Here is a 23,146-nt window from a genome sequence, read left to right on the forward strand (position 1 = left end):
CCCGGAACGTCAGCTCATCAAACCGCTGCGGTAGGCGTGCACCACCGCCTGGGTCCGGTCCCGGGAACCGGTCTTGGCGATGACGTGGGAGACGTGTGTGCGGGTGGTGGCTTCGCTGATGAAGAGCTTGGCGCTGATGTCGGTGTTGGCGTAGCCCATCGCCATCAGCACCAGCACCTCGCGTTCCCGGTTGGTGAGCCCGGCGATCGAGGCGGGTGTGCTGACCTGCGGGGGAGTGGCCGAGCGCAGGGCGGTGAGCACACCGCCGACGACCGCGGGATCGAGCCACCCGTCGCCCGCGGCGCACGCGCGAATGGCCTGGGCGAGGTCGGCGGGGGCGGCGTGTTTGAGCAGGAAGCCGCTCGCGCCGGCGGCGAGCGCCTGCTGCACCGCCTGCTGTTCGTTGAACGTGGTCAGGATGAGAATCGCTGGGGCGTCGGGGTTTTCGCAGAGCGCCCGGGTGGCGGTGATCCCGTCGGTGCCCGGCATGCGCAGGTCCATGAGGACCACGTCGGGCCGCGTGTCGGCGGCGAGCGCGACGGCCGCCGCGCCGTCGGCGGCTTCGCCGACCACCTCGATCCCGGCGACGCTGCCGAGCAGCAGCACACAGCCCGCCCGCACCAGGGCCTCGTCCTCGGCGATGAGCACTCTGATCGTCACGTGTTCTCCGCGATTCCCGTGGCGCTCAGCGGTATCTCCGAGACCACCGACCAGCCCGCGCCGTCCGGGCCGTATTCGACGGTGCCGCTGAGGGTTTGCAGCCGCTGTGTGAGCCCGGCCAGGCCCTGGCGGGTGGAGAGCCGGCCGACCTGCTCGGCCGGGCCCGCCCCGCCGCTGCTGCGCACGGCGACGGTGACCCGGGAGGGGTGCCAGCCGATGCTGATGTCGACGTGCGCGCCCGCGCCCGCGTGCTTGGCGACGTTGGTCAGCGATTCCTGCACCAGCCGATAGGCGGCCAGGTCGACGTCGGGATCGACCCGCGGGGGCCGGGCGCCGTCGGTGTCGAGACGAATCGTCAACCCGCGCGCCCGATTCCGCTCGATCAGGTCTTCCAGGGTGCCCGGCGCGGTGGCCTGGGCGGGGGCACGCAGCAGGCCGAGCAGGTCGTGCAACTCGCTCATGGCGTGGGTCCCGGCCTGCTCGATGGTGGTCAACGCCGCGATCACCTGCGGGTCCCCGCCGGTGGCCAGCGCCCGCGCGGCGGCGGCGTGCAGGATCATGCCGGACACCGCACCCGAGACGCTGTCGTGCAGGTCGTGCGCGAGCCGCAGCCGCTGCGCCGCCAGCGCGGCCTCGGCGTCGGCGCGCAGCCGCGACTGCGCCGCGAGCCCGCGCTGTTCGCGCAGGTAGAGCACGCGTGCCACGCCCCAGACGACGCCGAGCGCCAGGGCCCAGAGCGTGCCCGCGACGAGATAGTGGCTGGGCGCGGACTCGGCGGGACCCGCCAGGTCGTTGTGGTAGGTGAACAACGCGAGCGAGAGCGCGGAGCCCGCCAGCACCAGCCGCGCCGTGCTCGCGGGCACCCGGCACCCGGCCGCGAAGGTGGCGACCAGCAGGTACCCGACCGGAAAGTAGTTCGGGACAACCAGATTCACCGCCGTCCAACCCCACGCGAGTGCCCACACCGCGAGCGGGAACCGCCCGCGCCACAGCAGCGAACCGCACAGCAGCACCGCCGCGACCGGCACCACCCAGATCGGCAGGCTGCCCCCGCCGGCCAGCTCGCGATCGCCGCCCCAGGCCGCCAGGTCGAGCGCGCCGACGGCGACGACCAGGGCGAGGTCGGCGCATCGACGGAGCGCGCCGGCGGGGAATTCAGCCACCGCCCAGCAGCTTCCACACCCAGGTCAGGGGATTGCCGATCGTCATCGCCGGCGGTGGCGGCTCGGCGGCGGCGTCGGCGAGCACCGCGCGCACGGCCGTGACGACGTCGGCGCGGCTGGGTTCGATCAGGCCGCCGTCGGGATTCTCGGCGAGGGTGACCGGCACGCCGCGCGGCGGCGCGGCCGAGGTCTGGGCCAGTTGCAGCAGCACGATATCGGGGGCCTCGGGCACGACGATCGTCGCCGCGACATCGACGACCTCGCCGTAATGATGGGCGGGACTGAAGATCCCGAGCCGCAGCGCCGCCCGCTGCCCGGCGAGCAGGGCCGCGGAATCGGGGTGGGCGAGGGCGAATTCCCGTTCGAGCAGACTCGCCTGCCCGATCCGCACACCGGTCGCGCCGCTCTCGTCGACCGCGTATACGACCACGAAAGTCCGTGCTGTCATGGGCAGAAGTGTCGCACGACAGCGCCGGACGGGACTATGTATTCAGCGGGGCCGGGCGGCGGGCCAGGACCAGGGTGAAGGCGAGCGCGCCGCCGAGATCGGCGAGGACGAAGACCCAGATTCCGGCGCGGGCGCCGAGCTGCTCACCGAGCACACCGCCCAGCAGCGCCCCGGCCAGGTTCGCGGCGGTCGTGCCGGTGGCCAGCAGCGCGCCCACGCGGGCGAAATACCGGTCACCGACCTCGGCGCCCATGACGGTGATCAGCGCGATGTTCAGGATCGCGCCGAAAAAGGTCGGCAGCGCGGTGCTCGCGCAGACGATCACCAGCGCGACGGGCAGGGCGCCGGTGGCGGCCGGCAGGGCGAGCGCGCAGACCGCCGCCGCGAGGACGGCGCCGCGCAGCGCGCGATCGGCGGACATCCGTCCCGCGAGCAGGCGCGGCGCCAGCACCGCGCCCAGCGCCGCGGACAAGGTGGCGGCGACGGCGGGAATGCCATACACGGACACCGGAATTCGGATGTCGGTGAGCAGGAACACCGAGCGCATCGCCGCGACGCCACCGGCGGCCGCCCCGCCGATCAGCAGATACAGTGCCAGCGCGGCGAGGATTCGGGAGTCGCGCAGCGCGCGGATCCCGTCGGCGAATTCGCGGCGCAGACCGCTGGGTTCGGCGGTCTCGCGGTGATCCGGCGCGGACAGTCCGGCCAGGCAGTAGGCGCTGAACAGATAGCTCAGCACGTCGCAGCCCAACATGATCGCCGCACCGGCCGCCGCCAGCAGCGGCCCCGCCACCGACGCGCCCGCCGACCGCGCCAGCAGGGCATTGGCTTGCAGCCGCGCGCGGGTGGCGCCGAGATCGCGCACGCCGAGCGTGCTCAGATGCGAGAAGTACAGTCCCGCACGGACTATGCCGGTCACGCCGAGCGTCAGCGACAAGCCGATCAGGGTGGCCACGGTGAGGCGGCCGGTCAGCGCCGCCACCGCGCACACCGCGATCGCCGTGGCGGCCACGAGATCCGCGCCGATCAGCATCCGGCGTGGCCGGCGCACCCGGTCCAGCAGGACCCCGGCGCACGGACCGAGCAGCAGCGGCGGCACCGCCGAGGCGGCGACCAGCAGCGACACCTCGCGCGGCCCGGCCGCCAGGGCGGCCACGGCGGTGACGGCGACGGTGGTGCTGGTCATGGTGCTGCCGAAGCTGGAGGTGGCCTGGGCGAGCAGATAGCGTCGCAGATCCGCATGCCGCCGTGTCGCAGCTGTATCGATCATGGTCGGGTTCCTTGTCGGCGGAAAAGAATCGCCGGGCGCGGGGCCGCACGGCCCCGCGCCCGGCGCGGTTGTCGGGGTGTCACTGCATTTCGTGGGTGTTGGTGCAGTGCTGGATGCTCCAGGTGCTCAAGCCGGCGTCCTCGCCCTCGTTCCTGGCGATTTCGGCCTGCAGTCTCAGGATCTGGCCCATGGTGTCTCACCTCCTTCGGGTGTCGCGGGTGCGGTGGGGTGTCACTGCATTTCGTGGGTGTTGGTGCAGTGCTGCATGCTGAGCGTGCTCAAGCCGGCGTCCTCGCCCTCGTTCTTGGCGGTCTCGGCCTGCAATTTCAGGATCTGGCGCATCGTGTTCACCTCCTTCGGCGGTGGCGGAGTCGACTGGGCGTCACTGCATTTCGTGGGTGTTGGTGCAGTGGGCCATGCTGAGGGTGCTCAGGGCGGCGTCCTCGCCCTCGTTCTTGGCGGTCTCGGCCTGCAGCTTCAGGATCTCGATCATCGTGTTCACCTCCTCTCGGTGTCGTCGGTTACAGCTCGACCGGCTGGGGCGCGGCCGGAGCCGCTGCCGCGTCGAGGGTGAACAGGGGGTCGGGGCTGCCGGTCAGCGCGTGGTGGAGGGCCAGCAGGACGCCGGCCGAACCGGTGGCCAGGTCGGCGCTGAGCCGCTGGCCGTGCCCGCCGAGCCAGCGCACGCCGGTCGCGCCGGGAATCGCGTACTTGAACAGCGCCGTCCATCGAGCCGGATCGAGCGGCAGGCCCGAATCGGCCTGGGCCAGAGCCATTCCCGCTTGACCGTGGAAGAGCCCGGGAGCGGCGGTGAAGCGGATGCCCGCGGAGCGCAGACATCTCCGCAGCGCCTCGGCCAGCACGGGATCGTCGTGCCGGCGCAGGTAGCGGGACGCGACCAGCGCGTAACCCGCGCTGCCGGAGGCGAGGTAGGGCATGACCCGCAGGTCGCGCTCCGAGGTCCGGAACTCCAGCGCGTCGCCTGGTCGAAGCTCGGCGTGCGCCAATTCCTCGTGCAGCAGCCGCAATCCGTGGTCGAAGGAGCGCTGCTCGCCGGTCAGGGTCGCCAGGTAGTACAGGGCGAGCGCCGGGCCGGGCCGCCCGTGCAGCAATCCGCCGGCGTTGTCGGCGCCCAGCAGGGGGCGCAGGTCCGCGGGCAGGGCGCTGAGCAGGCGGTGCGCCTGTTCGAGGTGGCCGGGATCGCCGGTGCGCCGATGAAAGAGCAAGTAGGCCATAGCGATTCCGGCGGCACCGCCGCCCCAGGTCGCGGACTCGGTGGCGAGACGATGCGCTCCGGCCGCCGCGAGCAGCGTCGCCGCGGCCTCGCGCTCGCCGAGATCGTCGAGCACCAGGGCGATTCCGGCGTTGCCGAACATCAGGCCCGGGCAGGTGTCGTCGCGGGCGGCCAGCGATTCGTCGCGCAGGCGGGTCCGCACCGCCGGGTCGATGGTTCGTCCCGCCGACCGCAACGCGTGCAGCACGCCCGCCGTACCGTGGGCGACGCCGCGGGTGTTGGTGCCGTAGCCCTTCGGGCCCAGCGGATACACCGAAATCGGATGCCCCGGTTCGGCCATGCGTTCCAGCGCGTCGGCGGTGCGGTCGCGCAACCAGGCCAGCGCGGTGATCGGGTCGGCGCGCACCGTCTCCGGATCGGGCAGGCGTTGCTCGCCGCTGTCGCGCCGGTAGCGCAGCGCGGCATCCCACAGCGGTGCCGGCGGGGCGGCCACGTCGGCGAGATCGGCGTGCAGATGCGCCAGCGACTGCGGCGACCGCTCGGCGGCCTCGTGCATCGGGAAGATCAGCGTCTGCGCCAGCGCCGCCAGCGCGTAGGCATCCACATAGCGCGGATCGGCCTCGGCCCGCGCCGCGGCCGTCCGCAATTCGGGCGGCGTGAAGCCCGGCGTGGACAGCAGCCCGAGCGGATGGTCCAGTCGCTGCACGGCTTCCACGTCGATCAGCCGCACGGTGTCGTCGTCGGCGACGAGCACGTTGCCCGGACTGATGTCGACGAAGGCGTAGCCGAGGCGGTGCAGCGTCTGGATCTGCTCGGTGAGCTGCTCGAGGATGTGGCGGCAGCGCCGGTAGTACCCGGCGAAGGACGCCGGATCCGCGCCGGCGTGGATCAGCGGCGTCGTGGCGACCATCCAGCTGGTCAGCGTGCGTCCCGGCACGAACTCGGTGACGAGGTAGGTGTTCTCCCACTCGGTGAACAGCTCGATCGGTCGCGGCGCCAGCCCGGGTGCGGCGGCGTGCAGGGCGCGCAGCGTCAGATACTCGTGCTCGAGCCGCTGGCGGGCGTCCCGCGCGCCGACGTAGCCGTTGTGGCCCCTGGCCTCTTTCACGAAGCACGCGCCGCCGTGGCTGTCGCGGACCCGATAGGCGCCCCCGGCATTGCTGTGCTGGAGCACCTCCTCGAAGGTGTAGCCGTGGAAGCTGACCTCGCCCGCGGTGTCGGCGGGTTCCGGCGGCGGCCCGAACGGATCGACCACGCCGGCCGGCAGGAAGAATTCCGGGCGGCGCTCGTCCGGGATCTCGGTGCCGTCGAGGGCGCGCATGGTGGGCAGCTTCGAGCCGTCGGCCTGCAGCCGGTAACGGGGCCGAAACGCACCGAAACGATAGGAGACACACTGTGATTCGCCGAATCGGCGATCGGTGAGCACATAGGGTCCCGCGATGCCGTAGAGTGCGCGCTCCAGCCGGATCAGCACCTCGTGGGCGCGCTGTGGCGTCGGCGGGTAGAGCGCGCAGAACTTCCCGCTCTGCACCCGGCTGCCGTGCTTGCTGTGCAGCCAGCCGAAGAACGCCCGCCCGGTCAGGTGCTTGAACGGCACCCCCAGCTCGGCGCAGACGCCGGCGACGATGTCGAGCACCAGGTGGGTGTTCTCCAGTGCGCTGGAGACGTGCACTTTCCAGCCCTGATCGGGCAAGGCGACCTCCGGCGGCAGCCAGTGGGTCCACACGCCGGACTCGCTGCGCGTCCACCCGGCGGGCGGCGCGGCGGGGGCGAATCGCGGTCCCGGGTCGCTGTACTCGATCGGCCGGAAGTAGTCCGGGTCGGTGAGCAAGAACGCTGCGTCGTGAAGCATTGCGGTCCAACCCTTCTCGGGTTTCGAATCCGTCCGTCGGTCGATCGAACGGATTCCAGAATGACCGCTGCGGCACCCTCACCGAATCGGTGCGTGGTGCCGTCTCCGGCCTACCGCACGGCGATGAGTGGTCTCATCGTCGCGCGGTAGTGCTCGTGCTCAGGCGCCGATGGCGCGGGCCAGCTGGGGCCAGGATTCGTGCAGATCGGTCTCGAACTGCCCCCAGGTGTGCGAACCCTCCGGGCGGTTGACGTGGGTGACCGGCAGTCCGAGCTGGGTCAGCCGGGCCGCGAACGCCGCGGTGCACGAGCTCGCGATGGCCTCCAGCGGCGGGAACGGCAGCCCGCCCTCGTCGATGGCGCCGGGCGTGCCGGACGCGGCGGACAGATAGACGGTCTTGCCGGACAGGGCCGCCGCGTTGGCGAAGGCATCGTGCGCCTGCCAGATCGCGCCACCGGGGGCACCCCACATGTTGGCCGAGTTGGCCCCGCCCCGTCCGACCTGCGCGTTGATCATCGCGGTGCCGAGCGCGTCGGCGGTCCAGGGGCAGCCGCTGTAGGCCGCGACCGCGCTGTAGAGCCCACCGGAGTGGATCGCCAGATCCACGGCCGAACCCGCGGCCATCGACGCCCCGGCGATGGCGTTGCGGCCGGTGCTGCCGAGCTTCGCGTCGAGCACGCCCGGTAGCTCCTGGGTGAGGTAGGTCTGCCACCGGTTGCGGCCGATCGCGGGATCGTCGGCGATCCAGTCGGTGTACAGGCTGTACTTGCCGCCGACCGGCATCACCACGTTGACGTGCTTGTCCGCGAAGAACTCTCGCACATCGGTGTTGTCCCACCAGGAGATGCCGTCCTCGCCGCCACCGATGCCGGTGAGCAGGTACAGCGTCGGCGCGGGCCCGTCGGCCGCGTGGATCACCCGGTTGGTGATCACCCGATCCATCGCGGGAGAGTAGACGTCGATCCGGGAGATGTTGTCGGCCAGCGGCGCCTCCTCCACCAGCCGGGGTTGCGCCGCCGCCGGGACGGACACCAGGAATGCGGCCGCCAGTGCCGCCGCGAACGCGGCCGAAGACTTCGAAAACGCCATACTCCAGCTATACCGCCGCGCGATCATGACGAAACGTTCTGTGCCGAAGCGCGATACGGGACAGCCGCCTGCCGACCGCCACGTATCGAATCTGCGCGAACGCAATTCTGGACGGCCGACCGCTCGTCCGCCAGTCTCGCTGTACCGCAACGCGATGTCGTGTTGCCCGGAGCGAGGAGTGAACGTGAGACGACACGGGAGAGCGGTCCTGGCCGCGGTGATCGCCACCGTGGCGTTGGCGCTCAGTGCGTGCGGCGGTGGGCAGGTCCGGGAATCCGGTGGAGTTCCGGTGCTGCGCTATCAGGGGTGGGCATCGCAGGTCACGATTCCTGAACTGGCGGAGGACCTCGGATTCTTCGAGGGCAAGGTGAAATTGGACTGGCAGGGCAATACCGGCAGCGGACCCCAGGACATCCAATCCGCGGCGACCGGGCAGGTCGACTTCGGCGGCGCGTTCGGTGGCGCGGTCGCCAAGCTGGCGCAGGCGGGGGCGCCGGTGACGGCGGTGATCAACTACTACGGCTCCGACGAGAAGACCTTCACCGGGTTCTACGTGCCCGAGGACAGCCCGATCCGATCCCCGAAAGACTTGGCCGGAAAGAAGATCGGGGTCAATACGCTCGGCGGTCAGGCCGAGGCCGACATTCATACGGCCTTGAAACAGAACGGTTTCGACGAGCAGCAGATCAAATCGGTGCAGCTGGTGGTCCTGCCGCCGCCCAACACCGAGGACGCGGTGCGCCGCGGTCAGGTGGATGTCGCGGCGCTGAGCGGGCAGTTCCAGCAGCGGGCCGTCGCCGCCGGCGGACTGCGGCCGGTCTTCACCGATTTCGAGCAGTTCGGTCCGTTCAACGGCGGCCAGTACATCTTCCGCAACGATTTCCTGGCCAAGAACCACGCCGTGGTCGAAGCTTTCGTCGGCGGCATCGCCAAGGCGATCGAATGGCAGAAGACCACGCCCCGTGAACAGGTCGTCGCGAAGTTCACCGAGATCATCGATAAGCGCAAGCGCTCCGGGGAGGATTCCTCGGCCGTGCGGTTCTGGTTGTCGGTCGGAGTGCCCGCCGTCAACGGACTGATCACGCCTCGTGATTTCCAGCTGTGGGAGCCGTGGCTGCGCGACACAGGCGCGATCACCGGTCCGCTGGACTCCTCGAAATTCTTCACCAACAAGTACAACCCGAACGCGGCGAAGTAGGAGAGTCCGTGACACAGGAACTGCTGGCCGAGGCGCTCCGGCAACGGTATCGCGAGTCGCACTCGGCGGCGCCCGCGCAGTGGAACTCCGTGCTGCGGGTGCTGCACGAGCACCGTTCGGTGCGCGCTTATCTCGACACCCCGGTCTCCGACGAGACGCTGCGCCTACTGGTTTCGGCGGCGCAATCGGCGGCGACTTCCTCGAATCTCCAAGTGTGGAGTGTCGTCGCGGTGCGTGACCAGGCGCGCAAGGCCCGGCTGGCGGAACTGGCCGGTGGGCAGCAACACATCGTGCAGGCTCCGGTGCTGCTGGTCTGGACCGCGGACTTCGCCCGGCTCCGGCAATTGGCGGCCGATCACGACGCGCCACTGGACGGAGCCGACTATCTCGAATCCAGCTACGTCGGGTTCATCGACGCCGCGCTGGCCGCGCAGAACGCGGTTGTCGCCGCGGAGTCGCTCGGACTGGGCACCGTGTACATCGGCGCGCTGCGCAATCACCCGGAACTCGTTGCGGCGGAGTTGAATCTGCCGCAGCACGTATTCGCCGTCTTCGGACTGGTCGTCGGCCATCCCGACCCTTCCGGGCCGACGCGGATCAAACCACGCCTGCCCCAGGCCGCGGTGCTGCACCACGAGACCTACAAGCTGACCGAACAGCGCAAGCACGTCGCGACCTACGAACAGCGCATCGCCCAGTTCTACGCCGAGGAACAGCTCACCCACTCCTGGACCGAACGAGTGCTGCATGGCCTCGCCTCCGCCGCCGGACTGAACGGGCGGCACCGCCTGCGTGAAGCCTTGGCGAATCACGGGTTTCGCTTGGTCTGATACCGCTCGGGGTTCGTATTCACCTCGCGGCGGGGCCGAGTAGGTCCCACCGGTTGCCGGCGATGTCGAGGAAGATCGCCACCCGGCCGTAGGGTTCGGTGCGCGGTTCGCCCACGAAAGTGACTCCGGCTTCCAGGAATCGCTGGTAGGTGGCGTCGAAGTCGGCGGCTCGGAGGAAGAACCCGACTCGCCCGGCGGCCTGTTGCCCCCGGGCGGCGCGTTGCACATCCCCGTCCGCGCGGGCGAGGAGGATTCCGGTTGCGGCACCGGGCGGGCGCACGACGACCCAGCGCTTGGGCCGTCCGTCAGTCGTCAGCGCCGGCGAGTTCTCGACCAGCTCGAATCCCAGTGTCTCGACGAAGAACTCGATCGCCGGGTCGTAGTCGTCGACGATGATCGTCACCAATTCCAGATGCACCCGATGAGGGTATTCCGGCCGTCGCACGGCGGGCGGCCAGATAGCGATCGCCGAGCACGCAGAAGGTGACGAGCAGCAGTAGGCCCCAGCCGAAGGTGACGCGCAGATACTCCAGGTCGCGGCCGACGCTGGGCCAGCGGTCCGAGAGCCATTTGTCGTAGGACAGGAAACCGAAGACCGCCAGCCACGCGGGCCAGTTCCGCAGTACCGAATCGCGCAGCACGACGGTCATCAGGAACGGCGCAAGCAGCATCGAGTAGTACATCTGGCCGAGCGAGCTGAGCAGCCACGTCCCGAGCAGCAGCACACCGGAGGCGGTGCAGACGAAGAACAGTTCGTCGTCGCGGTGGTCGCGGTAGAGCAGCCACAGGGTCAGGCCGACGAGGGCCGCCACCGCGAGCCGCAGCAGCCAGACGAGCCAGTCCGCGACACCGTAATACGCCCCGTTCCCGACGATCGCGCTGTTGAAGTAGTCGCGGGTTTCCGACAGGTAGGGCATCGTGTGGGTGAAGAACGCCACCGGATCGGCCGACAGCGGCCAGGCGATGCCGAGCAGCAGCAACGGCAGCACGAGCGCGCCGACGGCCACCTTCCACTGCCCGCGCGCCAGTGCGATGAGCAGCAATGCCCCCGGCGTGATCTTCACCGCGATCATCACACCGAGCGCGGCACCGGCCAGCAGATCGTGCCGGTGGAGCAGCCAGCGGAGGAAGAGCACCTCGGCGAGCAGCAGGCAGCCGTTGATATTGGTGAAGACCAAGGTGTTGGTCACGCTCTCCGACGCGAACATCGCGACCAGGAGCAGGGGGGCGGCCACCGACGACGCCCGGAATCCGAAGAGCCGCAGCAGTAGATAGCACGCGAGAACGATCGCGACGACATTCGCCAGGATCAGCACCCATCGCGCGTGATCGTGGTCGAAGAACGCCAGCGGGGCCAGGAACAGGGTGCCGCTCGGCGGATACAGATAGTGCGGGTCGGTGGAATCGAAGTTCGCGGTGTAGACGGGCAGGTGCTCGCGGAATGCCCGCGCGGCGGCGTAGACGGGTCTGAAGTCGTCGGTGACGTGACCGTTGCCGGCCTTGATGACGATGCGGTTCGCGATCGTCAGCAGCGCTAGCGGCCACAGGACCAGCTTCAGGAGGTCGGCGGTGGTGGGGGCGACGCTGCGCTCCGGGCGACGAATGAGCACCTGCGGAACGGTACACGGTCGTGGAACACCCAGCGGCCCTGTGCGTTCCAGACCCGGCAAGTTGCAGAATTTGAGTTGCAAAATCTGTGTTGCAAAGAATATTCTGCAACTATGACCGACGAGGTACCGCCGCGGGAGATCACCGACTCCGCCGCCCTGCGCGCGCTGGCGCATCCGCTCCGGCAACGCATCCTGCGCGCCCTGGCCGAAAACGGTCCGTCGACCTCCACCGCCCTGGGCGCCCGGCTGGGCGAGAACACGGGGGCGACGAGCTACCACCTGCGCCGGCTGGCCGAGCACGGGTTCATCGAGGAGGCGCCGGAGCTGGCCAAGGGGAAGGAGCGGTGGTGGCGGTCGCCGCCGAAAGACCTGCGCTACACCGTGACTCAGGAGACCTCGCCGGAGCTGCGGGAACTGCTCGAGGGGCTGTTCGCCCAGCACATCGCCGAAGACGTCGAGATGTTCCAGCGGTTCCAGGCCGAACGCGCGGACCTCGGCGACTGGGCCGACGTCATGCCCTTCTCCCGCGGCGCGGTCTATGCGACACCCGCGGAACTGTCGGAGTTCTTCGAGGACTATCTGCGGCTGCTCAAGAACTTTCAGGCCACCCACGACCGCGACCGCCCGGGCACCCGGCGGGTGCTGACCCGCTTCCTGGCCTTTCCGGCACCCACCGAGTAGGACCCCTCATGTTGTCGATCATCCGGCGCCTCGCGGCGCTCGCCGCCCTGTTCGCCGCGGTGTGGGGCGCCATGCCGCCCGCACACGCGGAACAGCCCACCACCACGGCCGATATCGCTTTCCCGCGCGGTGACGGCAGCACCACCACCGGCACGGTGCACGCACCGGCGGACGCTCGGGGTCTTCCCGGTGTCGTGCTGGTCCACGGGTCAGGCGACGGACAGGGCGAGCACTACGACCAGATCGCCGCGGCCTTCGCCCGCGCGGGCGTCGTCGCGCTCCGCTACGCCAAGCGCACCGAGGATTACACGCCCGCCCACCGCGACTATCCGCTGCTGGCCGAGGACGCGCTGGCCGGTGTCGCCGCGCTGCGCGGCCGCCCGGAGGTCGACCCGGCCCGCCTCGGCCTGTGGGGCTTGTCCGAGGGTGGCTGGGTCGCGCCAATGGCGGCCGCGCGCTCCGGCGAGGTCGCCTTCCTGATCACCGTCGGCGCGAACGCGGGCGCTCCGGCGGCGCAGCAGAACTGGGCCAACGAAACCAGGTTCGCCCTGGCCGGAGTGCGCGGCTCGATGGTCGATGTGCTGGCGCGCAACGGGATTCGCCAGCTGGTCGGCGGCGGGCAGTTCGCGCAGGCCGACTACGACCCCACCCCGGTGCTGGAGCGCCTCACCCAGCCGGTGCTCGCCATCTGGGGCGAGAAGGACCGGCTGACCCCGCCGGGTGACAGCCTGCGCGGTTTTCGGGCCGCGTTCGACCGAGTCGGAAAACGGAACTACACCCTGGTCACCCTGCCCGGCGCCGAGCACGCCGGACACCGGACCACCGATGGTTTCGACCGATTGCCCGATCTCGCACCGGGTTACGCCGAACTGCTCGGCGACTGGGTGACCGGACTGCCCGGCTCGTCCGACACCGCGCGAGCGGATGCGCCTGCCGCGCAAACACATCCGGTCAGCGCGCTCGAACCGCTGCGCTGGTGGGAGTCGGTCCCGGTGCACCTGGCCCTGCTGGGCGGGACACTGCTCGCCTTCGCCGGCTATGCCCTGACCGGGTTCGTCCGGCGGTGGCGGCTGCCGAATCCCCGGCCCGCGCGAGTGCTCCTGATCGCCGCCGTGCTCGGAATCGTCGGCGCCGTAGCGCAACTCGGCGTCGTCCTGTCGACGCGCGCCACCTCGTTCGGGCCGCTGCTGGCCGGTCGCACCCTGCCGTGGCTCGCGCTGCAACTGCTCGCCGTGTCGGCGGTTCTCGCGCTGGGGTTCGTCGTCGCCCGGGGACCGCGCACACTGCGTGGCGTGGGCACGGTGGCGCGGCTCCGCTGGGCGCTGATCGTCGGTGGCGGAACCGGTTTCACGATCTGGGCGATCTACTGGGGCCTGCTGCTCCCGTGAGCCAGCGCCCGGTCCCGGGCCAGCAGGAAGAACGGGATCGCGGTGGCGATGCCGACGGCGAAGGTCAGCGCGAACGAGGCCAGCCACCAGCGGATGATGCCGAGCTGGCGGGCTTCGGCGAACGCCCACACGTGGAAGCCCACGACCACGAAGGCCAGGTCCGTCATCGCGAAGCGCCCGGGGACGGTTTTGTGGATGTCGCCGACGAAGAAATCCGCCGCCGACTTCGGCCCATTGGCTCGCACGTAAGGCAGAGCGATGGCGTTCTGGGTGAGGAACGAGGCGATGAAGATCGCGATCAGGCTGCGCTGCCGCCAGCGCTGCGTGGTGGGCTCGATCATGGGGACTCCTCGGGGTCGTGATCGTGTCGGTTGCGCCGGCGAGATCGGTCAGATCGATCCGTCGGGCTTCCCCGAAGACTATGTGGCCGAGTTGCCACGTGGCCCGCTGACGGTGCCCCCGGCCGGGGACGCGCAGATTTCCGCCGGGCACATCAGCGCAGTGGTGGGTCGATACTGAGACATCGATCCCGTTGTGCGAAACCGCGGCGTGTGGCTTGCCCCGAGGCAGCGACCAGCTGCGACGCTGTGACCTGCGTGCGCCGCCGATTCAGTGCCGGAGAGCGCTGGCAGGGGCCTTTTTCGTTGTGTAAATCAGCGTTTTATGCCCCCTCGACCAGCCCAATAGCTTGCGACTCATGAATTGGGATTTTCTTTCGGTCGAACAACTTTCCACCGCCCTGCGTGGCGGCGAGGTGACCTCGGTGGAACTCACCGAGCGGGCGATCGCCCGGATCGAGCAGGCCGACCAGGCGATCAACGCGATCTGCGTGCCGGACTTCGAGCGTGCGCGCTCGGCCGCCCACGCTGCCGACCAGGCCCGCGCCCGTGGGGAGGATCGGCCGCTGCTCGGGATTCCGGTGACGGTCAAGGAGTGCTACGACATGACCGGGCTGCCCACCACCTGGGGCATGGCGCAGTACGCGGACCACGTCCCGAGCACGGACGCGGTGCAGGTGGCGCGGCTGAAGGCGGCGGGCGCGGTCATACTCGGCAAGACCAATGTGCCGCTGGGGTTGCAGGATATCCAGAGCTTCAACGAGATCCACGGCACCACCAGCAACCCGTGGGACCACACGCGCACCTCGGGCGGGTCCTCCGGCGGCTCGGCCGCGGCGCTGGCCTCCGGATTCGGCGCGCTGTCCCTCGGCTCCGACCTCGCCGGTTCACTGCGCACCCCCGCGCACTTCTGCGGAATCTACGCCCACAAGCCGACTCTCGGCCTGGCGGCGACCCGGGGCATGACCGCCCCCGACGTCCCGGCCCTGCCGACCGAGCTGGATCTCGCCGTCGTCGGCCCGATGGCCCGCACCGCCCGCGATCTCACGCTGCTGCTCGACGTGATGGCCGGGCCGGACCCCCTCACCCACGGCGTCGCCTACACCGTAACGCTCCCGCCGCCGCGGCAAGAACGGCTGGCGGACTTCCGCGTGCTCGTCCTCGAGGACCACCCCCTGATCCCCACCGGATCCGCGGTGCGGGCGGGCGTGCACCGGGTGGCCGACGCTCTGATCGCCGCCGGGGCCCGGGTCGAACGGCACAGCCCGTTGCTGCCCGACCCGACCGAAGCCGCGACGCTGTACAAGCAGTTGCTGTTCTCGGGCTCGGTGGCACGCTTCCCCGTCGCAGCCCACGAGCAACTACGAGCCGAGGCCGCCGCCCTGAGCCCGGACGACCACGGTCTGGACGCGACCCGGCTGCGCGCCATGCTCTTCACCCACGGGGAGTGGCTCGAAGCCGCCGGCCGACGCGAATTGCACCGCCACGGCTGGCGTCAGCTCTTCACCGAATTCGACGTGGTCCTGTGCCCGATCACCCCGACGCCCGCGTTCCCGCACGACCACAACCCCAACCCGCTGGACCGCGTGCTCGACATCGACGGGACGCCCCACCCCTACTTCGACCAACTCGTCTGGGCCGGTGTGGCGACCATGCCTGGCCTGCCCGCCACCGCCATCCCGGCCGGGCGCTCACCCGACGGCCTGCCCGTGGGCGTCCAGCTCATCGGCCCGATGTTCGAGGACCGCACCCCGTTACGGCTGGCCGAGCTCCTCGAACAAGAGATCGGCGGCTTCCAGCCACCGAGGTAGCGCTGCCGGTCAGAGGCAGATGCTGACGCTGGCCGGGCCGAGGGGCAGGTTGAAGCACAGGGTCACCGAGCCGACGGGGGTCGCGGTGGGGGTGGTGGCCGCGGCGGCGGGGCCGGCGCTCAGGGCGATGGCGGACACCGCGAAGGCGGCGACGGTGAGGGAGCGAGCGGGTTTGCTGATCATGGAACTACCTGGCCTCTCGAGCGACGGCGGACCGTCTTGGGGATTCGCTATGAAATATCCCTACGTCAGCGGCGACAGACAAGTCAACCGGGTTGTGAAGTGCCACAGCTGATTCAGCGTCCGCGCGAGATCGCGGTAGACAGCCTGACCAGGCTGTCTACCGGACGGCCCCGATCCGATCGGATCGGTAATGTCGGTCCGGTGACCGACGCTACCGACCTGATGTCGATGCACCTGGCCGATGCGGACCAGCCTTTCCCGGCCGTCGACCTCGCGGATCCGTCCGGGTTGCTGGCGCTGGGCGGGGATCTGTCGCCGCGGCGGCTGTTGAGCGCCTACGCCGCCGGCATCTTCCCCTGGTACAACCCCGGCGAGACGATCCACTGGTACTCCCCGGATCCGCGCAGCATCCTGCTGCCGGCCGGTCTGCGGGTCACCAGATCGCATCGCCGAGCCGTCGCGAACGGCGACTACGCGATGACTATGGATCACGCCTTCGCCGAGGTGATTTCGCAGTGCGCCGCACCGCGCCCCCAGGAGACCGGAACCTGGATCGGCTCCGACATGCAAGCGGCGTACCTGCACCTGCATCAGCTCGGTCACGCGCACTCGGTCGAGGTATGGCGCGACGGCGAGCTCGTCGGCGGCCTCTACGGCGTGGCGTCGGGCCGCTCGTTCGCCGGGGAATCCATGTTCTCCCGGGCCCGCGACACCTCCAAGATCGCGCTGTACTGGCTCTGCGCCCAACTGGCCGCCTGGGAATTCGCCCTGATCGACTGCCAGGTCACCTCCGACCACCTCTCCTCGCTCGGCGCCGTCGATGTCCCGCGCGCGGACTACCTGCGCTTGCACACCGAGGCCGCCGCCCGCCCCGGTCTACCCGGCCCCTGGCGCTTCGACCTCCCGGTTCCGCACTCGCCCAGACATTTACCGGCGTGAGTCACCGCGCCAGACGGGCCGCCAGGTAGGGCGCCGTCCGGCTGCCCGCCGCCGCGGCCACCTGCGCGGGCGTCCCGGCGGCCACCACGCGCCCACCGCCCTCGCCCGCGCCCGGCCCCAGATCGATCACCCAGTCGACCCCCGCCACCACGGTCATATCGTGTTCGGCCACGACGACGGTGTTGCCCGCGTCGACCAGATGGTGCAGCTGCCGTTCGAGCAATTCGACATCGGCCGGATGCAGCCCCGTGGTCGGTTCGTCGAGCACGTAGAGGGTGTGACCACGGCGAGCGCGCTGCAATTCCGTGGCCAGCTTGATGCGCTGCGCCTCGCCGCCGGAGAGTTCGGTGGCGGGCTGCCCGAGGCGCAGATAGCCGAGGCCGACCTCGCGCAGGGTGCGCAGGCTGCGCGCCGCGCCGGGCAGATCGGCGAGGAACTCCGAAGCATCGTCGACGGTCATCGCGAGCACGTCGGCGATGGTGCGGTCGCGATAGCGCACCTGGAGCGTCTCCTCGGAGTAGCGCGCCCCGTGACAGGTCGGGCAGGTCGCGTAAGTGCCTGGTAGAAACAGCAATTCGACAGCGACGAAGCCCTCGCCCTGACAGGTCGGGCAGCGTCCCTCGGCGACGTTGAAGGAGAACCGCCCCGCGCTCCATTTGCGGCGGCGCGCTTCGTCGGTCGCGGCGAACACCCGTCGCACGGCATCGAACATGCCGGTGTAGGTGGCGAGATTCGACCGAGGTGTGCGCCCGATCGGACGCTGATCCACCGTCACCAGACGGTCGACGACGTCGAGTCCGTCGGCGCGGACCCCGATGCTCGCGTCCTGATCGAGATCGATGAGCGCGGCATCCGGGTCGGCGGCGGAGTCTTCGGCTTCGGCCGGTTCGCCGCCGGGGGAGAGGTGGCGGGTGACGACGTCGCCGAGCACCTTGCACACCAGCGTCGACTTGCCGGACCCGGAGACGCCGGTGACCGCCGTGAACACCCCGAGCGGCACCTCCACCGTCAGATCACGCAGATTGTGAAATCGGATGCCGCGCAACCGCAGTGTGCCCGCGGGCGTACGCACCGGCCGTGGGCTGCGCGGGCGATCATCGAAGAGATAGGGCCGGGTCACCGACGCGGTCGCCGCGGCCAGACCCGCGACCGGCCCGCTGTAGACCACCTCCCCGCCCTGCTCGCCCGCGCCCGGACCGACGTCGACGATCCAGTCCGCACGCCGCACCACATCCATGTCGTGTTCGACCACGAACAGCGAATTGCCCGCGCGCCGAAGGCGATCCAGCACGTCCAGCAGCGGCTCGGCATCGGCCGGGTGCAGGCCCGCGGAGGGTTCGTCGAGCACATACAGGACTCCGAACAGTCCCGCGCGCAACTGGGTCGCCAGGCGCAGCCGCTGCAATTCGCCCGGCGACACCGTCGGTGTGCGACGATTCAGGCTCAGATAGCCCAGGCCGAGATCGATCAGCACCTGGATGCGGGCGACGAGATCCGCCGCGATCAGGGTGGCGACCTCGGTGAGTTCACCGGATTCGGTGGATTCCCACGCGGCGGCGGCCTCGGCGCGGTCGGCGGCGGGCCGCAGGGCCTCGGCGAGATCGGTGAGGGAGAGCGCGATGTAGTCGGCGATCGTCCGCCCGGCGAAGGTGACGGCCAGCGCCTCGGGCCGCAGCCCGGAGCCGCCGCAGACCGGGCAGTCGATGCTGTCGACGAATTGCAGCACCCGCCGGCGCATGGTGGCGCTCTGCGAGTTGGCCAGGGTGTGCCGGACGTGGCGTTCCGCGCTCGAGAAGGTGCCGTTGTAGTAGTACTCGGCCTGCACCGGATGCAGCCGCGGGTCGATGGTGACGGTCGGCTGCTCGTCGGTGAACAGGATCCAATCCCGTTTGGCCTTGGCGATTTTGCGCCACGGCTTGTCGATGTCGTAGCCGAGGGTGACCAGGATGTCGCGCAGGTTCTGGCCCTGCCAGGCGCCGGGCCACGCGGCGACCGCGCCCTCCCGGATCGTCAGCGACGGGTCGGGCACCAGCGTCTCCTCGGTCATCCGGTGCACGCGCCCCAGCCCGTGGCACTCCGGGCAGGCGCCGACGGCGGTGTTGGGGGAGAAGGCGTCGGAGTCCAGCCGCTCGGTCGCCCCCGCCGGGTAGGTGCCCGCGCGGGAGAAGAGCATGCGCAGCAGGTTCGACAGCGTCGTCACCGTGCCGACGGTGGACCGCGAGGTGCCCGCGCCGCGCCGCTGTTGCAGGGCGACGGCGGGCGGCAATCCGGTGATGTCGTCGACCTTCGGCGCTCCGGTCGGCAACAGCAATCTGCGAGCATAGGGTGCGACGGATTCGAAATAGCGGCGCTGGGCCTCGGCGTAGATGGTTCCGAAAGCCAGCGAGGACTTTCCCGAACCGGAGACCCCGGTGAACGCGACGAGCGCGTCACGCGGGGCGTCGACATCGACGGCCCGCAGGTTGTGCACCTGGGAACCGCGCACGCGGACGTACTGGTCGAGCTCCTGCTCGGGTGCCATCCAGCCATTGTGCCCGCACTCGGGGATCGGTTGCAGCAACATAATGGCTACCATTGGGCAGGCGCTCGTTGACACCACCGATTCCGTGGAGGACACAGCATGTTGCATACCGATATCCCGACGCAGCGCGAGATCCTGGCCCTGGCCCGGCGCTCCGGCCCGTGGTGCGTATCCCTCTACACCCCGACCGAGGTCGAGACGCCCGCCCCGGACAAGAACCGCGTCGCGGTGGAGAACCAGGTGAAGACCGCCCTGGACGCAGTCACCGACAAGCAAGCGCATGCCGCGCTGGCCGACGAATTCGACGACCTGCTCTCCGACGAGGACTACTGGCGCTTCCAATCGCGCACCCTGGCGATCTTCGCCACGCCCGAGCAGCTGATCACCTACCGGGTGCCGAGCAGGCTGGAGGCCGCGACCACCGTCGGCGAGCGGTTCCTGATCCAGCCGCTGCTGCGCACGACCACCTTCCCGCAGTCGGCCTTCGTGCTGGCGCTCTCGGAGAACGCGGTGCGCCTGATCGAGGTCACCGCCGACCAGCCCGCACAGGACGCCGCGGTGGCCGGTCTGCCCGCGAACATGCTCGACTATCTGTCGCTGCCGCCGCTGGGCCGCAGCGCGCGCGGGCGGTTGCAGGGCGACGAAGGCCGTAAAGTGCGAATCCGCCAGTACTGCCGCGCGGTGGACCAGGCCCTGCGCGGAGTCCTCACCGGCCTGGACATTCCGCTGATCCTGGCCGCCACCGAGCCCACCGCCGGACTCTTCCGCTCGGTCAACACCTATCCGCACCTGCTGCCCGAGAGCATCCCCGGAAACCCGGAGCACCTCTCCGACGCCGACCTCGCCGCCGCCGCGCGCACCGTGCTCGACGAGTACTACGCCGCCGAACTCGCCGAACTGCGCGCCGAATTCGAGCTGCGGCGCAGCGACGGCCGCGGCGTCATCGATCTCGCCGACGTCGCCCGCGCCGCCACCTACGGCACCGTGCACACCCTGTTCGTCGACATCGACGCGGTCGTCGCGGGTGGGCTGGCCGCGGACGGTTCGATCACCGACAGCGCCGAGGAACCCGGCGTCCTGAACGAAATCTCGCGCCGCACAATACTTTCCGGTGGCCGGGTGCTGGCAGTTCGCGGTGCCGACGTTCCCGGCGGCGCGCGGGCGGCGGCGATTCTGCGCTACGCCGCCTGATCGGCGAGGCGGCGCGCCCGCTCGTTGAGGTAGCGCTGTTCGGGGACGCTCGTGGTGAGCTGGGCGGCGCGCCGGTAACTGTCGAGGGCAGCGGCGCGCTCGCCGAGCAGTTCCAGCAGGTGTGCGCGCACCGCGTGGGTGCGGTGATGGCGTGCCATCGCCGGATGGTCGAGCAGCGGCGCGATCAGCTCCAGGCCCTGCTGTGGGCCGGCGGTCATGCTGATCGCGACGGCGCGGTTGAGCGTCACCATCGGGCCGGGCGCCACCCGGTCCAGCATGCCGTAGAGGACGCTGATCTGCGGCCAGTCCGTGGTCTCCCAGGTGGGGGATTCGGCGTGCACCGCGGCGATCGCCGCCTGTAACTGGAAGCGGCCGACGTGGCCGCGCGGCAGGACGCGCTCCAGGATGCCGGTGCCCTCCGCGATCATGTCCCGATCCCAGCGGGAGCGGTCCTGCTCGGCCAGCGGGACGAGATCGCCGCCCGCGGTGCGGGTCGCCGCGCGCGAGTGCGTGAGCAGCATGAGCGCCAGCGCGCCCGCGACCTCGTCATGATCGGGTATGGCGCAATGCAATTGGCGGGTGAGACGGATCGCCTCCGCGGCCAGGCCGCCGTCCACCAGGACGCCGCCGCCGGATCGGGTGTGCCCCTCGGTGAACAGCAGATGGCACACATCGAGAACCGAGGCGATCCGCGCGGGCAACTCCGTCCGGCTCGGCAACTCGAACACCGCGCCCGCCGAGCGCAGGGTGGCGCGGGCCCGGGTGAGCCGCTGGGTCATGGTGCGGGCCGGAACGAGGTAGGCCGCGGCGATCTCGCCCGTCGTCAGACCGCAGACGGCGTGCAGCGTCAACGCGACCTGGGAGGAGCGGCTCAGGCTCGGATGGCAGCAGAGCACGAGCATCCGCAGCATGTCGGCGCCCTCGGCCGTGCTTGTCTGATCCACCGGCGGCGCGAGGTGCGCGTCACCCGGCTGGGCCGCGGCCTCCGCCTCCTCGCGGCGGGTGCGGGCCCGGTCGGCCCGCACCCGGTCGATCAGACGCCGCGACGCCACGGTGATCAGCCATCCGCGCGGATCGGCGGGCACCCCGTCGCGACCCCATTGCGCCGTGGCCGCCTCGGCCGCTTCTTGCGCGGCGTCCTCGCAGTCACCGAGATCGCCGTGCCGGCGCAGCAGGGCGGCCAGGACGTGCGGAGACTCGCGGCGCCACGCGTCCTGCACCGCCCGCTCACTCACTGGTCGTCGCCACCCGGCCACATCGCGGGCCGCAATTCGACCGTCTCGCCCGGCCCGGCGAACTGCGCGGCGATCTCCTCCGCCCGCGCCGGACTCTCGACATCGATGAGGAAGAACCCCGCCAAATGCTCCTTGGCCTCCGAATACGGCCCATCGGTCACCAGCGGTTTCCCCGCACCCCACCGATACAGCCGGGCGGACTCCGGCGCTCCCAGCGCCTCCCCGGTGAGCAACTCACCCTTCTCCTGCATCTCACCCAGCAACTTCTCGAAATCGGAGTTCACCCGATCCCGCTCCTCCTGTGACATCGCTCGATACTCCGGCAGATAATCACTGGTCGGATGCCCCCACGGCCGGGGATTGGAATGAATCAGCAGCACGTACTTCACCATGGCTCCTCTCGGTCCGGATGTGCCCCGTCGACCCATCCTCACCTGAAACGTCGGAGCCGAAGCGCCGATGTCGACATGGCTCGCCGTGATCCCACCAGAATCGATGCCGTATACGGTCCGAGCTACTCGTTCACCCAGCGCCACTGAATGGCCGACCACGGCTGGGCCTGTGGCAGGAGTTCATTCACCGCGGCGACGACGCCCGGCCAGGCGGACGGGATGTAGTCGTCGCCCGAAAGCCATCCGCCCGGGCGCACTTTAGGGCGCCAAGCCTCGATATCTGCCTTCACGCTCTCGTAGTCGTGCCGGGCATCGATGTGGACCCAGGTCAGGGAAGCGTCGGCGAACAGGGCCGCGGTGGACTCCGAATCGCCGACCACGATCAAGACTTGGTCGGCGAAGCCGCAGTCGATGACATTGCGGTGCAGCAATCCGGCGAAGGTGCCGCCACCGGAGGACACCGCGGGGCCGTGGGCATTGATGCCGCGCACGCCTTCGGGCCCGCTGCCGCGGCAGGTGTCGACTCCGACAATCGTGAAGGCTTTGCCGCTGTCGGCTACGACTTCGGCCAGTGAGCACAGGCTGCGGCCGAGATAGTTGCCCACTTCGACGAAGGTGCCGCCGCCGGAGAAATGAGCTACCGCTTCTTCCTGCGCGTCTCGCCACGTGAACCAGCCGGGAATGTCCTGCCAACGCTGGACGGGGACGTCGGCCTCAGGTTTGCCCGGATTCGACAGCATGTCCCGACTGTACGGTGTGCCCGAGACCGGGTGCGCTACATCGAGTCGCCGGATCCCGCCGCTTCGGAACCGTCGGCGCGACCAGGTCCACCCCGCCAGACTCTGATCAGACCGAACACACCGAGGCCCAGCAGCCACACCGTTGCCGCGAGGCCCGCGGTGGCGGTGGTGCCGTAGAGCATGACGAACGGTCCGAACTCCGCCAACCGTGCCCAGTAACCGCAGGGCCCCACATCCCCCGGAATGCTGGCGCATTCGGGATGCGAGCCGGCCGCGAAAGCGAGCGTCGCGGCCAGCGGAATCGCCAGGACGACAACACCTGTCGTGACGAGCAATGTCCTGAGGCGGATCCGTGCGGTCATACCACCGAACC

22 protein-coding genes are annotated in these 23,146 nt (G+C 70.2%); 7 read left to right on the forward strand and 15 right to left on the reverse strand.

Annotated elements, in window-relative coordinates; translation table 11 throughout:
* Positions 1 to 9: 9 nt before the first annotated feature.
* The 6 genes from AB0I43_RS32015 to AB0I43_RS32040 form a co-directional block, all read right to left on the reverse strand.
* Positions 10 to 660: a response regulator transcription factor gene (locus AB0I43_RS32015; protein WP_356976346.1), complete on the reverse strand. Its 651-nt coding sequence runs from the start codon at positions 658 to 660 to the stop codon at positions 10 to 12.
* Positions 657 to 1,823 carry a histidine kinase gene (locus AB0I43_RS32020; RefSeq protein ID WP_356976347.1) on the reverse strand — a complete coding sequence of 389 codons (1,167 nt, stop codon included), beginning with the start codon at positions 1,821 to 1,823 and terminating at the stop codon, positions 657 to 659. Before AB0I43_RS32020 ends, AB0I43_RS32015 begins: the two co-directional genes overlap by 4 nt.
* Positions 1,816 to 2,271, reverse strand: a complete 456-nt coding sequence (locus tag AB0I43_RS32025) for a hypothetical protein (RefSeq protein WP_356976348.1) — start codon at positions 2,269 to 2,271, stop codon at positions 1,816 to 1,818. The genes AB0I43_RS32020 and AB0I43_RS32025 overlap by 8 nt, the downstream gene beginning before the upstream one ends.
* A 34-nt stretch (positions 2,272 to 2,305) precedes the next feature.
* On the reverse strand, positions 2,306 to 3,541 hold the full coding sequence (locus AB0I43_RS32030; protein ID WP_356976349.1) for an MFS transporter: 1,236 nt from the start codon (positions 3,539 to 3,541) through the stop codon (positions 2,306 to 2,308).
* A 521-nt stretch (positions 3,542 to 4,062) separates the two neighbouring features.
* Positions 4,063 to 6,627 (reverse strand): class III lanthionine synthetase LanKC, encoded by a 2,565-nt coding sequence (gene lanKC / locus AB0I43_RS32035; protein ID WP_356976350.1) that lies wholly within the window; start codon positions 6,625 to 6,627, stop codon positions 4,063 to 4,065.
* Positions 6,628 to 6,786: 159 nt separating this feature from the next.
* The gene (locus AB0I43_RS32040; RefSeq protein ID WP_356976351.1) at positions 6,787 to 7,716 is read right to left on the reverse strand and encodes an alpha/beta hydrolase family protein; all 930 of its coding nucleotides are present in this window, start codon (positions 7,714 to 7,716) and stop codon (positions 6,787 to 6,789) included.
* Between the two features lie 184 nt (positions 7,717 to 7,900).
* Here AB0I43_RS32040 and AB0I43_RS32045 point away from each other — a divergent pair, with 184 nt between their 5' ends.
* Both AB0I43_RS32045 and AB0I43_RS32050 read left to right on the forward strand, forming a co-directional pair.
* Entirely contained in the window at positions 7,901 to 8,914 is a 1,014-nt protein-coding gene (locus AB0I43_RS32045) for an ABC transporter substrate-binding protein (protein ID WP_356976352.1), read from the forward strand.
* Positions 8,915 to 8,922: 8 nt separating this feature from the next.
* On the forward strand, positions 8,923 to 9,744 hold the full coding sequence (locus tag AB0I43_RS32050; RefSeq protein WP_357433172.1) for an NADPH-dependent oxidoreductase: 822 nt from the start codon (positions 8,923 to 8,925) through the stop codon (positions 9,742 to 9,744).
* 19 nt (positions 9,745 to 9,763) lie between these two features.
* Here the strand turns inward: AB0I43_RS32050 and AB0I43_RS32055 are convergent, their stop codons facing one another.
* Both AB0I43_RS32055 and AB0I43_RS32060 read right to left on the reverse strand, forming a co-directional pair.
* Positions 9,764 to 10,162 carry a VOC family protein gene (locus AB0I43_RS32055; protein ID WP_356976354.1) on the reverse strand — a complete coding sequence of 133 codons (399 nt, stop codon included), beginning with the start codon at positions 10,160 to 10,162 and terminating at the stop codon, positions 9,764 to 9,766.
* Entirely contained in the window at positions 10,050 to 11,354 is a 1,305-nt protein-coding gene (locus AB0I43_RS32060) for a glycosyltransferase family 87 protein (RefSeq protein WP_356976356.1), read from the reverse strand. The genes AB0I43_RS32055 and AB0I43_RS32060 overlap by 113 nt, the downstream gene beginning before the upstream one ends.
* Positions 11,355 to 11,465: 111 nt before the next feature.
* On the opposite strand from AB0I43_RS32060, the gene AB0I43_RS32065 reads away from it, so the two are divergent.
* Positions 11,466 to 12,035, forward strand: coding sequence for a helix-turn-helix domain-containing protein (locus tag AB0I43_RS32065; RefSeq protein WP_356976358.1), 570 nt, complete (start codon positions 11,466 to 11,468; stop codon positions 12,033 to 12,035).
* A gap of 8 nt (positions 12,036 to 12,043) precedes the next feature.
* Positions 12,044 to 13,423 (forward strand): hypothetical protein, encoded by a 1,380-nt coding sequence (locus AB0I43_RS32070; RefSeq protein ID WP_356976359.1) that lies wholly within the window; start codon positions 12,044 to 12,046, stop codon positions 13,421 to 13,423.
* On the opposite strand, the gene AB0I43_RS32075 is transcribed toward AB0I43_RS32070, so the two are convergent.
* Positions 13,399 to 13,764, reverse strand: a complete 366-nt coding sequence (locus tag AB0I43_RS32075; RefSeq protein WP_356976360.1) for a DUF2834 domain-containing protein — start codon at positions 13,762 to 13,764, stop codon at positions 13,399 to 13,401. The two genes, AB0I43_RS32070 and AB0I43_RS32075, sit on opposite strands and share 25 nt — an antisense overlap.
* Positions 13,765 to 14,120: 356 nt before the next feature.
* Between AB0I43_RS32075 and AB0I43_RS32080 the strand changes: the two genes are divergently transcribed.
* Positions 14,121 to 15,572, forward strand: coding sequence for an amidase (locus tag AB0I43_RS32080; protein WP_356976362.1), 1,452 nt, complete (start codon positions 14,121 to 14,123; stop codon positions 15,570 to 15,572).
* Positions 15,573 to 15,581: 9 nt separating this feature from the next.
* Here the strand turns inward: AB0I43_RS32080 and AB0I43_RS32085 are convergent, their stop codons facing one another.
* Positions 15,582 to 15,755: a hypothetical protein gene (locus AB0I43_RS32085; RefSeq protein WP_356976364.1), complete on the reverse strand. Its 174-nt coding sequence runs from the start codon at positions 15,753 to 15,755 to the stop codon at positions 15,582 to 15,584.
* Between the two features lie 201 nt (positions 15,756 to 15,956).
* Here AB0I43_RS32085 and aat point away from each other — a divergent pair, with 201 nt between their 5' ends.
* Positions 15,957 to 16,694: a leucyl/phenylalanyl-tRNA--protein transferase gene (gene aat, locus AB0I43_RS32090; RefSeq protein ID WP_356976366.1), complete on the forward strand. Its 738-nt coding sequence runs from the start codon at positions 15,957 to 15,959 to the stop codon at positions 16,692 to 16,694.
* A 1-nt stretch (position 16,695) separates the two neighbouring features.
* On the opposite strand, the gene AB0I43_RS32095 is transcribed toward aat, so the two are convergent.
* A complete protein-coding gene (locus tag AB0I43_RS32095) occupies positions 16,696 to 19,215 on the reverse strand; it encodes an excinuclease ABC subunit UvrA (RefSeq protein WP_356976368.1) in 2,520 nt (839 codons plus the stop codon).
* Positions 19,216 to 19,314: 99 nt separating this feature from the next.
* Between AB0I43_RS32095 and AB0I43_RS32100 the strand changes: the two genes are divergently transcribed.
* Positions 19,315 to 20,406 carry a hypothetical protein gene (locus tag AB0I43_RS32100; RefSeq protein ID WP_356976370.1) on the forward strand — a complete coding sequence of 364 codons (1,092 nt, stop codon included), beginning with the start codon at positions 19,315 to 19,317 and terminating at the stop codon, positions 20,404 to 20,406.
* Here AB0I43_RS32100 and AB0I43_RS32105 read toward each other — a convergent pair.
* The 4 genes from AB0I43_RS32105 to AB0I43_RS32120 all read right to left on the reverse strand — a co-directional run bounded on the left by AB0I43_RS32105 (position 20,394) and on the right by AB0I43_RS32120 (position 23,135).
* Positions 20,394 to 21,641: a sigma-70 family RNA polymerase sigma factor gene (locus tag AB0I43_RS32105; RefSeq protein ID WP_356976372.1), complete on the reverse strand. Its 1,248-nt coding sequence runs from the start codon at positions 21,639 to 21,641 to the stop codon at positions 20,394 to 20,396. The two genes, AB0I43_RS32100 and AB0I43_RS32105, sit on opposite strands and share 13 nt — an antisense overlap.
* Complete coding sequence (locus AB0I43_RS32110) at positions 21,638 to 21,949, reverse strand: YciI family protein (protein ID WP_357433174.1); 312 nt, start codon at positions 21,947 to 21,949, stop codon at positions 21,638 to 21,640. Before AB0I43_RS32110 ends, AB0I43_RS32105 begins: the two co-directional genes overlap by 4 nt.
* A 206-nt stretch (positions 21,950 to 22,155) precedes the next feature.
* On the reverse strand, positions 22,156 to 22,773 hold the full coding sequence (locus AB0I43_RS32115) for a class I SAM-dependent methyltransferase (protein WP_356976375.1): 618 nt from the start codon (positions 22,771 to 22,773) through the stop codon (positions 22,156 to 22,158).
* 35 nt (positions 22,774 to 22,808) lie between these two features.
* Positions 22,809 to 23,135: a hypothetical protein gene (locus tag AB0I43_RS32120; RefSeq protein WP_356976376.1), complete on the reverse strand. Its 327-nt coding sequence runs from the start codon at positions 23,133 to 23,135 to the stop codon at positions 22,809 to 22,811.
* Between the last annotated feature and the right edge of the window lie 11 nt (positions 23,136 to 23,146).

The organism is Nocardia sp. NPDC050435, from assembly GCF_040655395.1.
In the GTDB taxonomy this organism is placed as follows: Bacteria; Actinomycetota; Actinomycetes; order Mycobacteriales; family Mycobacteriaceae; genus Nocardia.

What these genes read in the sequence shown, in the direction of transcription:
- AB0I43_RS32100 (WP_356976370.1), top strand. Translation starts at nt 19,315, where the DNA reads ATGTTGCATACCGATATCCCGACGCAGCGCGAGATCCTGGCCCTGGCC.
- AB0I43_RS32025 (WP_356976348.1), bottom strand. Translation starts at nt 2,271, where the DNA reads ATGACAGCACGGACTTTCGTGGTCGTATACGCGGTCGACGAGAGCGGC.
- AB0I43_RS32120 (WP_356976376.1), bottom strand. Translation starts at nt 23,135, where the DNA reads ATGACCGCACGGATCCGCCTCAGGACATTGCTCGTCACGACAGGTGTT.
- AB0I43_RS32040 (WP_356976351.1), bottom strand. Translation starts at nt 7,716, where the DNA reads ATGGCGTTTTCGAAGTCTTCGGCCGCGTTCGCGGCGGCACTGGCGGCC.
- AB0I43_RS32070 (WP_356976359.1), top strand. Translation starts at nt 12,044, where the DNA reads ATGTTGTCGATCATCCGGCGCCTCGCGGCGCTCGCCGCCCTGTTCGCC.
- AB0I43_RS32115 (WP_356976375.1), bottom strand. Translation starts at nt 22,773, where the DNA reads ATGCTGTCGAATCCGGGCAAACCTGAGGCCGACGTCCCCGTCCAGCGT.
- AB0I43_RS32095 (WP_356976368.1), bottom strand. Translation starts at nt 19,215, where the DNA reads ATGGCACCCGAGCAGGAGCTCGACCAGTACGTCCGCGTGCGCGGTTCC.
- AB0I43_RS32075 (WP_356976360.1), bottom strand. Translation starts at nt 13,764, where the DNA reads ATGATCGAGCCCACCACGCAGCGCTGGCGGCAGCGCAGCCTGATCGCG.
- AB0I43_RS32080 (WP_356976362.1), top strand. Translation starts at nt 14,121, where the DNA reads ATGAATTGGGATTTTCTTTCGGTCGAACAACTTTCCACCGCCCTGCGT.
- AB0I43_RS32110 (WP_357433174.1), bottom strand. Translation starts at nt 21,949, where the DNA reads ATGTCACAGGAGGAGCGGGATCGGGTGAACTCCGATTTCGAGAAGTTG.
- AB0I43_RS32065 (WP_356976358.1), top strand. Translation starts at nt 11,466, where the DNA reads ATGACCGACGAGGTACCGCCGCGGGAGATCACCGACTCCGCCGCCCTG.
- lanKC (WP_356976350.1), bottom strand. Translation starts at nt 6,627, where the DNA reads ATGCTTCACGACGCAGCGTTCTTGCTCACCGACCCGGACTACTTCCGG.
- AB0I43_RS32030 (WP_356976349.1), bottom strand. Translation starts at nt 3,541, where the DNA reads ATGATCGATACAGCTGCGACACGGCGGCATGCGGATCTGCGACGCTAT.
- AB0I43_RS32085 (WP_356976364.1), bottom strand. Translation starts at nt 15,755, where the DNA reads ATGATCAGCAAACCCGCTCGCTCCCTCACCGTCGCCGCCTTCGCGGTG.